The sequence below is a fragment of the Ensifer sp. SSB1 genome (assembly GCF_016652895.1).
Classification (GTDB): domain Bacteria; phylum Pseudomonadota; class Alphaproteobacteria; order Rhizobiales; family Rhizobiaceae; genus Ensifer.
Map to the genome: position 1 here is coordinate 17,800 of NZ_JAEPRP010000037.1, position 11,768 is coordinate 29,567.

11 protein-coding genes are annotated in these 11,768 nt (G+C 63.2%); 6 read left to right on the forward strand and 5 right to left on the reverse strand.

The genetic code is table 11. The annotated features are described in order from the left end of the window. Positions 1–127 precede the first annotated feature (127 nt). Positions 128–931, forward strand: coding sequence for a methyltransferase domain-containing protein (locus tag I8N66_RS11815; RefSeq protein ID WP_291153885.1), 804 nt, complete (start codon positions 128–130; stop codon positions 929–931). A 52-nt stretch (positions 932–983) separates the two neighbouring features. Here I8N66_RS11815 and I8N66_RS11820 read toward each other — a convergent pair whose 3' ends face one another. The 5 genes from I8N66_RS11820 to I8N66_RS11840 form a co-directional block, all read right to left on the reverse strand. After that, a complete protein-coding gene (locus I8N66_RS11820; RefSeq protein ID WP_291153887.1) occupies positions 984–1,745 on the reverse strand; it encodes an SDR family oxidoreductase in 762 nt (253 codons plus the stop codon). 4 nt (positions 1,746–1,749) lie between these two features. Continuing rightward, complete coding sequence (locus tag I8N66_RS11825) at positions 1,750–2,568, reverse strand: ABC transporter permease (RefSeq protein ID WP_113540375.1); 819 nt, start codon at positions 2,566–2,568, stop codon at positions 1,750–1,752. Continuing rightward, positions 2,568–3,434, reverse strand: a complete 867-nt coding sequence (locus tag I8N66_RS11830) for an ABC transporter permease (protein ID WP_113540374.1) — start codon at positions 3,432–3,434, stop codon at positions 2,568–2,570. Before I8N66_RS11830 ends, I8N66_RS11825 begins: the two co-directional genes overlap by 1 nt. A gap of 249 nt (positions 3,435–3,683) precedes the next feature. Next, positions 3,684–4,844, reverse strand: coding sequence for a spermidine/putrescine ABC transporter substrate-binding protein (locus I8N66_RS11835; RefSeq protein WP_291153891.1), 1,161 nt, complete (start codon positions 4,842–4,844; stop codon positions 3,684–3,686). A 118-nt stretch (positions 4,845–4,962) separates the two neighbouring features. After that, positions 4,963–5,997 (reverse strand): ABC transporter ATP-binding protein, encoded by a 1,035-nt coding sequence (locus tag I8N66_RS11840; RefSeq protein WP_291153893.1) that lies wholly within the window; start codon positions 5,995–5,997, stop codon positions 4,963–4,965. 186 nt (positions 5,998–6,183) lie between these two features. On the opposite strand from I8N66_RS11840, the gene I8N66_RS11845 reads away from it, so the two are divergent. The 5 genes from I8N66_RS11845 (at position 6,184) to I8N66_RS11865 (ending at position 11,767) form a co-directional block, all read left to right on the forward strand. After that, complete coding sequence (locus I8N66_RS11845) at positions 6,184–6,987, forward strand: LuxR C-terminal-related transcriptional regulator (protein ID WP_113540371.1); 804 nt, start codon at positions 6,184–6,186, stop codon at positions 6,985–6,987. Between the two features lie 276 nt (positions 6,988–7,263). Then, positions 7,264–8,232 (forward strand): sugar-binding transcriptional regulator, encoded by a 969-nt coding sequence (locus I8N66_RS11850; RefSeq protein ID WP_223727813.1) that lies wholly within the window; start codon positions 7,264–7,266, stop codon positions 8,230–8,232. Between the two features lie 117 nt (positions 8,233–8,349). Further along, a complete protein-coding gene (locus I8N66_RS11855; protein ID WP_291153895.1) occupies positions 8,350–9,792 on the forward strand; it encodes an extracellular solute-binding protein in 1,443 nt (480 codons plus the stop codon). Positions 9,793–9,974: 182 nt separating this feature from the next. After that, a complete protein-coding gene (locus I8N66_RS11860) occupies positions 9,975–10,898 on the forward strand; it encodes a sugar ABC transporter permease (RefSeq protein WP_113540369.1) in 924 nt (307 codons plus the stop codon). 11 nt (positions 10,899–10,909) lie between these two features. Next, positions 10,910–11,767, forward strand: coding sequence for a carbohydrate ABC transporter permease (locus tag I8N66_RS11865; protein WP_291153898.1), 858 nt, complete (start codon positions 10,910–10,912; stop codon positions 11,765–11,767). Position 11,768 lies beyond the last annotated feature (1 nt).

Here is an 11,768-nt window from a genome sequence, read left to right on the forward strand (position 1 = left end):
CCGCTGGATTTCTGTGAGCACCGAAATGAGGGAGAAGAGGCGCGCTCCGGGCCTACTATCGACGCGAATGCCTTGGTGCACGGCGGGCCAAGCGCTAGAATGCCGCCTTTGCTGCCCGGAGGCGATCATGACATCGAGCTTCAATGTGCAGAGTGCTGATGGTTACGAGCAACTGATGGGCCGGTGGAGCCGCCAGCTGGCGCCGCCTTTCATCGACTTTGCGGGGCTTGCCGACGGCGAACGGGTGCTGGAGGTCGGCTGCGGTACCGGAAGCCTGACCTTTGCGTTGCCGCACGCGGCCAATGTCAGTGAGATCACCGCGATCGACTTTTCGCCTGTGTTTGTCGAGGCGACGATGCGGGGCAATACCGACCCGAGGATCAAGGTCCAGCAGGCCGATGCCTGCGCGCTTCCATTTGCTGATGGTTCCTTCGATCGGGCGCTGGCGCTGCTGGTGCTGCATTTCGTGCCGGAGGCCGGCAAGGCCGTTGCCGAAATGCGCCGTGTCGTGCGGCCGGGCGGAGTCGTCGCCGCGGCAGTCTGGGATCATCTCGGCGGCATGCCGGGGATGAGAATGGTGCTCGATACGGCGGCGATGCTCGATGGAAATGCCGATCAGGTGCGCAGCCGCTATTGTTTCCAGCCGATGATGCGGCCGGGGGAGATGATGCAGAGCTTCGTCGCGAATGGCCTCACGGACGTCCAGCAGATTTCGCTCCTGATCCGGATGGACTATCTGTCGTTCGCCGATTTCTGGGAGCCGATCGCCGCGGGCGAGGGGCCGCTCGGCAAATACATTGCCGGGCTCGACGCGGACCAGCGGGCGAAGGTCGACGCGGCCATTCGCGCCGCCTACGAAGCCGGCCAGCCGGACGGTCCCCGGTCCTTCGCGGCGGTCGCCTGGGCCTGCCGGGGTATTGTTCCCGGGTAGTGGCGGCTCACCATTTGCCGCCCTCATCTCTGTGATCTCTAGGCGCGGGCCATCACACCACCGTCTCGCCGCCATCCACCACGAGGATCTGGCCGGTCATGTAGGAGGAGCGGTCGGAGACGAGGAAGAGGATCGATTCGGCGATCTCATCGACGCTGGCCCAGCGCCCGAGTGGCACCTTTTCACGGATATAGGATTCGATTGCGCCGCGGCCGCCCATCTGGGCGATGAAGGGCTCGTTGAAGGGCGTGTCGACCCAGCCGGGGCAGAGCGCGTTGACGCGGATGCCGTGACGGGCGTAGTCGCCGGCCATCTGCCTGGTCATGGCGATAACGGCATGTTTGGTCGTCGTATAGGCGATCATCTCGCGATCGTAGAGCACACCTGAGGAAGAGGAGGTGTTGAGGATGACGCCGCGGCCGGCGGCGCGCATCGACGGCATGACCAGGCGGGCGGCCATGAAATGGGCGCGCACGTTGAGGTTCCAGGAGCGGTCGAAGCCGGCGACCTCGACCTCTTCCAGATCGCCCGCAACCTGGGCGCCCGCATGGTTGTGCAGGATGTCGATGCGGCCGTGGCGATAGACGATATCGGCGATACCGTCGGATAGGGCCGCGTCGTCGGTGACGTCGATCGCGAGCGCTTCGGCGCTGCCGCCCTTGGCGGCGATGTCTTCCACGGCTGTTGCCGCTGCTGCAAGGCTGCGGTCGACGACCACGACATGGGCGCCTTCGCGCGCCATGATGGCTGCACCCGCCTGACCGATCCCGGAGCCCGCTCCGGTCACGATCGCGACCCGGTTTTTCAGGATCATGGTTTCACTCCCCGGATTTCGTTTTCTTTTCCCGCATCAGGACGCGGGCGGTCAGGATCAGAAGCAGCGAGGCGACGAGCACCAGCGTCGCGATCGCGTTGATCTCCGGCGTCACGCCGCGGCGGATCGAGGCGAAGACGTAGATCGGCAGCGTGGTCTTCGAGCCGGCGACGAAGAAGGCGATGATGAAATCGTCGAAGGAGAAGGTGAAGGCGAGCAGGAAGCCGGCAAGAATCGAGGGCAGTATCTGCGGCAGCACGATCAGCCGGAAGGTGGTGAGCGGCGTCGCGTAGAGATCACCAGATGCCTCGACGATATCGCGGCCAAGGCTGGCGATGCGGGCCTTCACGATCATCGTCACCAGCGCCATGGAAAACAGGCCGTGGGCGGCGATGATCGAGCCGTAGCCAAGGCCGAGCTGCGGCGGCTGGTCGCCGGGCCAGATCGTTGCCAGCGCCGGATTGACGAAGGAGAAGACGGCGACGAGGGCAACCAGCGTCGCGATGCCGATGACGACGCCGGGAACGACGATGGCCGCGGCAAAGAGCGCATCGAAGATCGCCCGGTTGCGCGGCGCCAGCCGCTCCATGCCAAGGGCTGCCATGGTGCCGAAGATCGCGGCAAGCGTGGCGCTGGTAAAGGCGATCATCAGGCTGTTCTGGAGGGCCGAGACCAGGAAGGTGTTGCCTAGCGCCTTGCCGTACCAGGCGGTCGAAAACCCGGTGAACTCGCTGGCATTGCGCCCCGCATTGAAGGAGAACAGCACGACGAGCGCGATCGGCGCATAGAGGAAGAGATAGACGGAGGAGATGAAGGCGCGCATCAGACGAGATCCACCTGTCTTGTGCCGGCAACGCGGAAGGCGATGCGCATCGCCACCATCAGGATCACCACGACGACGGCAACCAGCGTGACGGCGATCGCCGAGCCGAAGGGCCAGTTTCGCGATTGCAGAAAGAGATCGACCAGCGCATTGCCGATGAAGAAGACCTTGCCGCCGCCCAAGAGCTGCGGGATCAGGTATTCGCCGAGCAGCAGGATCGTCACCAGCGCCACACCGGTCATCACGCCCGGCAGCGAGAGCGGCAGGGTGACGCCGAAGAAGGTCGAGACCGGCCTCCCGCCGAGGTCGGCGGAGGCCTCGAGCAGGCGGCGGTCGAGTTTTTCAAGGCTCACATAGATCGGCATGATCATCAACGGCAGATAGCCGTAGACGATGCCGAGCAGGACTGCGCCCGGCGTGTTCAGCATCCTGACATCCTCGATGCCGATCATCGACAAGAGGTTCGGAATGCCGCGCGAGCCGAGGATGTACATCCAGGCATAGGTGCGCACGAGCAGGCTTGTCCAGAAGGGCACGACGACGAGCGACACGAGGATCAGCCGGTAGCGCGGGTTCGCCTTGACCGCGAGGTAATAGGCGACCGGATAGGCGATCAGCAGGCAGGCGAGCGCGCCGATCGGCGCGAGGATCAGAGTATTCCAGAAGGCCGCTGCCCGCGTCGGCAGATTGGCGAATTGCGCAAAGGTGAAGGCTGCCTGGTAGCCGCCTTCCGGTGCGCGCTCGCCGAAGGCGAAGACCAGCATGGCGATAAAGGGCAGCACGAGGAAGATCATCAGCCAGGCGGCGGCCGGCGCCACCAGCGCCGCCGTCACCAGGTTTCTCTTCGTGTTCGTTGCCGCGGTCATTTGGGTTTGGTCCGTTAAGTTCCAGAAGTGTTTCGGCCGAGCTGCACGGCGAGGGACTGCCCCTCATCCGGCCTGCCGGCCACCTTCTCCCTGCTTGCGGGGCGAAGGGGACCTGTGGCGCCCGCTCGCTCCCTCTCTTCCGACATAAGCGAGGGCAGGGAGCTCTCGGCTTGTCCCTTCTCCCCGTCAGAACGGGGAGAAGACGCCGGCAGGCGGACGAGGGGACTAATAGTGTTCGAACCGGTCCGATCAGGCCGACTTGAAACGTGCCATCAGTTCGGCGCGGCCGGGGTCGGTGAGAGTTACGGCAGCGCCGAATTCGAGCGGGGTCAGCGATGCCTCGTCCGGATAGACGATCTTGTTGCCGGTCACGTCGGCCGGCAGCAGCTTCAGGACGCGGCTGTCGGTAGTCGGTGCACCGTTTGCGATGTGCTCCTTCATGGCGTTTTCCGGTGCCATCAGGTAATTGAGCAGCGCATAGCCGGCCGCCTTGTTGGCCGCACTCTTCGGGATCGCGTAGAAATCCGACCAGATCTCGCCGCCATCCTTGCCGAGCGTGAACAGGATTTCCGGCATGTCGCGGTTGAGTTGGGCGCCGTCATTGGTCCAGCACATGGTCATCCAGGCATCGGTCGCGCGCATCGACGGCTGGTAGTCGCTGTTGATGGCGTAGAGATGCGGCTTCACCTTGATCAAGAGTTCCTCGGCCTTGGCGAGTTCATCCGGCTTGATCGAGTTGAAGGAGTAGCCGAGAGACACCAGCGCGTTGCCGATGGTGGTGAGCTGGTAGTCGTGCACCATGGCGCGGCCGTCGCCGTCGGTCATGGCGATCTCGAAGAATTCCTTCCAGCTGGTCACCGGCTTCTTGATCTTGCTCGAATTGACCGCAATGCCGGTCGTGCCCCAGTTCTTCGGCACGGCATAGGTCTTGCCGTCGACGGTCCCTTCCTTGGTGAAGCGAGCCGTCTCGGTGGAGGCGTCGTAGTTCGGAACCTTCGAGAGATCGAGTTCGTCGATGAGGCCAAGCTTCACATAGGTCGAGATCGTGTAATTGGTGGGAACGAAGAGGTCCCAGCCGGTGCCGCCGGCCTGGAGCTTGGCCAGCATCTCCTCGTTGGAGCCGAAGACGTTGACCTCGACGGCAACGCCGGTCGCCGCCTGGAAGGCTTCGAAGGTCGCCGGGTCGTGGTAGTTCGGCCAGGTGGCGATCGACATCTGCGTGCCGAGATCGCCGGCAAAGGCGGTGGAATTGAAGAGGCCCGGCTGGCGCGCGAGCACGGCGGTCGCAAGGCCGAGGCCGGTGACGCCGAGGAAATGACGGCGCGTGACCGAACCGCGCTTCAGGCGCATCAGTTCGTCGGCGAGCTGATCGACGGTGATAGGGGCATTTTCTCTGTACCATTTGGTCATGACGCTGTTCCCTTTATTGTTTGACGTTCATGCGTAGGCGGCAGAACCGGCTTTCAGGGGCCGGGCGATGTCAGGCTGGAAAGACGTGAAGCGCGTTCGGATCGAAGGCGAGGCCGACCTATTCGCCGGGTTCGACGAGCTCGCTGTCGCCGAGCGTGCGACGGTCGGCCGTCACCAGGAAATCGCCGAGACCATCGACCGCGACCGAGTATTCGACCGCCGACCCCAAGAAGATCCGGTGCGTGACCGTGCCCGCCAACGCCGACGTGCTGACGGCACCGTTGCGCGTCAGGCGGATCGCCTCGGGCCGGAGCGCCACCATGGCAGCACCCCTTGTGCCGTTGATTGCGGGGGCGGCAAAGCGGGTGCCGTTGGCAAGCTCGATCGAGGCGTTGCCGTCGACGGTCGCCGAAATGCGGTTGGTCTTGCCGACGAAATCGGCGACGAAGAGGCTTGCGGGCCGGTCGTAGATTTCCTGCGGCGGGCCGACCTGGACGATGCGGCCGGCATTCATGACGCAGACGAAATCGCTCATCGACAACGCTTCCTCCTGGTCGTGGGTGACGAGCACGAAGGTAATGCCGAGTTCGCGCTGCAGCGTCTGCAGTTCGATCTGCATGGCGGTGCGCAGCTTCTTGTCGAGGGCGGCGAGGGGCTCGTCGAGCAGCAGCACCTTCGGCTTGTTGACGATGGCGCGGGCGAGCGCCACGCGCTGCTGCTGGCCGCCGGACATTTCGTGGATACGGCGTTTGCCGAAGCCGCCGAGCCGCACCATCTCCAGCGCCTCCTGGGCGCGGCGCGAAATCTCCGCGGCTGCGATGCGCGGCCGCATCTGCTTCAGCCCGTAGGAGACGTTCTGCTCGACGTCGAGATGGGGGAACAGCGCATAGTGCTGGAACACCATGTTGACCGGGCGGCGATAGGCGGCAACTCCGTTCATCGGCTCGCCGCTGATGAAGACCGTACCTTCGCTCGGCTGCTCGAAGCCGCCGATCATGCGCAGGCAGGTGGTCTTGCCGCAGCCGGAGGGCCCAAGCAGCGCCATGAAGGCGCCGCGCGGCACCTCGAGATTGATGTCGGAAACGGCCGTCACGGCGCCATAACGTTTGGCGACCGAACGGAACTCGATGTCGTTCGTCGAAGCGGATGTCACGTCTGTTCCCTGCGGTTGTTATCGGATGTCGCCAGGAATCTCCCGCCCTGGCGCTCCACCGTCATTGACACGCAGCCTAGTCACCACGTGCCCTGCCGGTATATACCCCGAGAGAGGTATTTCAACGCGGATTGCTCTGTGTGAGGAGTATACCCCGGAGCAGGAAACACCGGCCGGGAGGGCGGTTTGAGCGTCGATCTCGAAGGACTTTTTCAGGTCATGGCGCCGCTGGTGGCGGGCGCGGCGATGGAGGACGAGACCGTCGGCTCCACCTATCGGCGGTTGATGTCAAAGCTGATGACCTTCGATTACGTGGTCGTCTTTGCCTATCGCGGCAAGGAACGGCCGATCGATCTCTACAGCACCTTCAATGCCAAGGATCACGTGCTCTTCGTCAGCCTCTATCAGGCGGGGCCCTATCTGCTCGATCCGTTCTATCACGCGGCGTCACAGGGCAAGCCGGGCGTCTGGCGGATGCGCGAACTCGCGCCGGACCGGTTCTTCTCCTCGGAATACTATCGCACCTATTACGTGCAGACGGGACTGGCCGAGGAGGTCGGCTTCTTCGTACCGCTCGACGAGCAGATCACCGTTGTTCTCTCCCTGATGCGGCGCGAGGCGACGGGGACTTTCAGTGCTCCGGAGTTCGCGCTTCTGAAAAAGGTGGAGCCGCTGGTCGCCGGGCTGGTGCGCCATCATTGGGCCGATCTCGGTCGCCGGTTCGATGCAGCGCTGGCGAAAACCGGCCGCAGCCGTCGCAAGGCGACGCATCCGCCGGCCGATGGCGTCTGGCAGCATCTCAATCTGACGGAGCGGGAATCCTCGATCATCGAACTGGTGCTGCAGGGCCATTCGTCGGAATCGATCGGCCTCCGGCTCGGCATCTCCACCGGCACGGTGAAGGTTCACCGCCGCAACGTCTACCGCAAGCTCGGGATCTCCTCGCAGACGCAATTGCTGTCGCTGTATCTGAGAAACCTCGGTCAATAATCCGGTCCCCCGTGTGCCGCCGGTGGTCGGTTGATTACCTGCCGAGCGTCGCCTTCCCCGCTTCCCAAAAAACTCAGGGTATTCGTTGCGTCCCGCGACCGCCGCCTTCGCGTGCAGCCGTCGCGACCGCTCAACCACCTCTTCACAAACATGACCGCTCATTTGTCAGGTGCTATTGACATTTTTTTCACGTCATGAAATTTCTTTCATAAGCGGATAAAAATATCACGCGGTGCAAAAAATATCATGCAGCGCAACAAAACGCGGGTGGAGACAATGACGGTCATCGGTGGGGCAGGTATTCGGGACGACGAGACCAGCATGGCGACGCGGGCCGCCTGGCTGCACTATGCCGGCGGCCTGACCCAGGCGGAGGTCGCCAAGCGTCTGGGTCTCACCTCGCTGAAGGCCCACCGGCTGATCATGAAGGCCAACCAGGAAGGCCTGGTGAAGGTCTATATCGACGGCGAAGTCTCCGAATGCGTCGAACTGGAGCAGGCGCTTTCGGCGCGTTACGGCCTCGACTATTGCGAGGTGGTGCCGGACTTCGATTCCGACGATCTGCCGCTGAAGGCGCTCGGCATTTCCGGGGCACAGTTCCTGAAGCGCGAGATCGAGCGCGGCGAGACCGCGCTGGTCGGCGTCGGCCATGGCCGCACGCTTGCAGCCTGCGTCGAGTATCTGCCGCGGATCGCAAACGGCAACACCCGTTTCGTCTCGCTGCTTGGCGGGCTCACCCGCAAGTTTTCGGCCAACCCGCATGACGTGATCCACCGGCTGGCCGAGCGGACCGGCGCCGAGGCATATGTCATGCCGGTGCCGTTCTTCGCCAACACGGTCGAGGATCGCGACGTGCTCTTCAGCCAGCGCGGCGTGCGCGAGGTCTTCGATCTCGCCAAGACCGCCGATCTCCTGATGGTCGGCATCGGTACGGTCGAGCGCGAGGCGTCGCTGGTTTCGACCGGCATGATCGAGATGAGCGAGATCGAGGAGATCCAGAAGGGCGGGGCGATGGGGGAATTGCTCGGCCACTTCTTCGACGCCGACGGCAAGCCGGTCGAGACCGCGCTTTCGGACCGTACGTTCACGCTCGGCCGCGAGGACCTGAAGAACCGCCGCACGGTCGCTGTGGCCGGCGGCAAGATCAAGGTGCCCGCCATTCGCGCGGTTCTCGCAAGCGGTCACTTGAGCGGCCTTATCACCGACGAGCGGACCGCACGGGCGCTGGCCGCCCACGGCGCATGAGGCGCTAAGACATTCGAGGCCATGAGGGCAGGGAGGATCTGCCCAGGGTCTTAAAGGGAGGAATACCGGTGGGGTAGCCGGCAGTCGCAATCATACCCGCAACGGAGGAGAAGACGAATGTACGAGAAGGAGAAGGACCTCATCAGCGCATTCCTGCGTGGGGAGGTGGACCGCCGCGGCATGCTCAAGGGATTGGGTGCCGCAGGCCTGGCAGCCGGCACGGCCGGCACGTTGTTCAACATGATGTCGACGCAGGCGCTCGCCGCCGATTTCGACTGGAAGGCGCATTCCGGCAAGAAGTTGAAACTGCTTTTGAACAAGCACCCTTACGCCGATGCTATGATCGCCAACCTTCAGGCCTTCAAGGACCTGACCGGCATCGAAGTCACCTATGACGTGTTCCCGGAAGACGTCTATTTCGACAAGGTGACGGCGGCGCTGTCTTCGGGCTCGGCCGAATACGATGCCTTCATGACCGGCGCCTACATGACCTGGACCTATGGTCCGGCCGGCTGGATCGCCGATCTCAACGAGTGGATCAAGGATCCGACCAAGACCAACCCGAACTACAACTGGGACGATTTCCTCGCAGGCGTGAAGAACTCCTGCGCCTGGAACGGCCAGCCGGGTGGGGCGCTCGGTTCGGAAGACGCCAAGCAGTGGTGCATTCCGTGGGCGTTCGAGCAGAACAACATCACCTATAACCGCGAGATGTTTGACAAGGCCGGCGTCGAGCTGCCGAAGAACCTCGACGACATGATTGCGGTTGCGGCCAAGCTGCAGAAGGACATCGGCGGCATCTACGGCATCGGCGTTCGCGGTTCGCGCTCCTGGGCGACGATCCATCCGGGCTTCCTGTCGGGTTATGCCAACTTCAACCAGAAGGACCTGAACGTCTCGGCCGACGGCAAGCTGTCGGCAGCGATGGGCACGGCGGAATCCAAGGCCTACCACGCCAAGTTCGTGCAGATGATCCAGGAAAGCGGCCCGAAGGACTGGTCGACCTACACCTGGTATCAGGTCGGCACCGACCTTGGCGCCGGCGCCTCGGCGATGATCTTCGACGCCGATTGCCTGGGTTACTTCATGAACGGCGGCGACAACAAGATGGCCGGCAAGCTCGGCTATGCCGCCTTTGCCGCCAACCCGGAAGCGACCGCCTCGACGCCAAACATCTGGATCTGGTCGCTCGCCATGTCCAACTTCTCCAAGGACAAGGACGCCACCTGGTACTTCCTGCAGTGGGCTTCCGGTCCGGAGCACGCGCTGTTCGGCGCCACCAAGATGGACTTCGTCGATCCGGTTCGCCAGTCGATCTGGAAGGACGAGATCTTCCGCGAGAAGCTGAACGGCAAGTATCCGGGCTATGTCGAAATGTTCGACGCCTCGGCCGCCGGCGCCTCCATCAAGTTCACGCCGCAGCCGCTGTTCTTCGACGTCACCACCGAATGGGCATCGACGCTGCAGAAGATGGTCGCCAAGCAAGTGCCGGTCGATGAGGGTCTCGACCAGCTCGTCGAAAGCATCAACCGCCAGCTGCAAGAGGCGGGTCTCGGCTGATAGGCCTCCCAAGCGATGCCCGGCGCTTGCGAGTGCCGGGCATCCCGAGATGCCGGCAAAGGCCGGTCTGTGGCGATCCGTTTGAGGTCGTACCGAAAACAACCTGAGATGCCGAGGACTGGCGCGGGCTCGAGCTTCCGCGCGCCGCGTGCTCTTTCAAGACTTCAGGAACGGAGCTCGACATGGCTTCAACAGAAACCCTCCGCAGACCGACCTCCGGTTTCAGGATCAGCAGGAAGATGCTTCCCTATGTGCTGAGCCTGCCGGCGCTGCTCGTCTGCATCGGCATCCTCATCCCGTTCTTCACGGCGGTCATCTATTCCTTCCAGCGCTACCGGCTGAGCCAGCCTTGGGCGCGCCAGTTCAACTGGGGCGAAAACTACCTCAACTTCTTCACCGATCCGGCCTTCTGGAACACGCTCAAGGTATCGCTGCTCTATGCCGGCCTCACCGTGACGCTGGAACTGCTGCTCGGTCTCGGTATCGCGCTGCTTCTGCAGCGGCGCTCTGCGGTCAACAACTTCATCTCGATCATGCTGCTCCTGCCGCTGATGATCGCGCCGGCGCTCGCCGCGCTGATGTGGAAGCTGATGACCAATCCGAGCTTCGGTATCCTCAGCTACCTCGCGAGCCTGATCGGCCTGCATGATTTCCGCTGGGCATCCTCGCCGGATACCGCGCTGCTGACCGTCGTGCTCGTCGATATCTGGGTCTATACGCCCTTCATCATGATCCTGCTTCTGGCGGGTCTGCGCTCGCTGCCGACGCAGCCCTTCGAGGCGGCAGCTCTCGACGGCGTGCCGCGCAGCTTCGTCTTCTTCCGCATCACGCTTCCGATGCTGACGCCCTACATCCTGACGGCGACGCTCTTCCGGTTGCTGGACAGTATCCAGCAGTTCGACATCATCTACGCGATGACCCAAGGCGGACCCGGCAACACGCTCACCGTCTTCCAGGTCGAGGCCTATCTCAACTTCTTCCAGTCGACCAATGTCGGTCGTTCGGCGGCATTGCTGATCATCCTGTGGGCGATCACCTACACGCTGTCCAACGTCTTCATCAAGAACTGGCTGCGGCTGCGCGAACGCGCTCGCGGCGAAGCTTAAAGGAGGGATCAATGGAAACCATGTCTCCGCTCGAGCGGACCTTACGCGGTCTCGCCCTCACGCTCGTCGTCGTCTTCTTCATGTTCCCGATCTTCTGGATCTTCCTGATGTCGTTCCAGACGAACGAGACGATCCTGGCGATCCCGCCGTCGATCGTGTTCTCGCCGACGCTTTCCAACTATGCGGCGCTGATCACCGGCAAGCTGCAGACGGCGGCCGGCTCGCTCGACATCGCCTTCATGAGCAATCTTGGCAACTCGATCTTCCTCTCGGTCGCATCCGTTGCCGTGTCGCTGGTGCTCGGCGTGCCCGCGGCCTATGCCTTTGCCCGCCACAAGTTCAAGGGCTCGGAGGACATCGCGTTCACGCTGCTCTCCTTCCGCTTTGCGCCGCCGCTGCTGGTGCTGCTGCCGCTGACCCAGTACTTCCAGTGGCTCGGCCTCTCCAACACCTACTTTGGCCTGATCTGGGTCTACCAGCTGATCTGCCTGCCGCTCATCCTCTGGATCGTTCGCGGTTACTTCGAGGATATCTCGGCCGACGTCGAATATGCCTATCGCATCGCGGGCCATTCCTGGTTCGCAACCTTCCGCAAGATCGCCCTGCCGCTTGCAGGACCGGGCATTGCTGCGGCCGGCCTGCTTGCCTTCATCTTCGCCTGGAACAACTTCGTCTTCGCGCTGGTGCTGGCCTCTGCCGACAAGCAGCCGGTGACGGTGGGTGCGCTTGCCTTCGTCACATCCTCGGGCATCCAATACGGACAGATCGCGGCGGCCATCGTGCTCTCGGTCACGCCGACGCTCGCACTTGCACTCTACGCCCAGCGCTACCTTGTGGAAGGCCTGTCGCTCGGCGCGGTGAAAGGGTAAC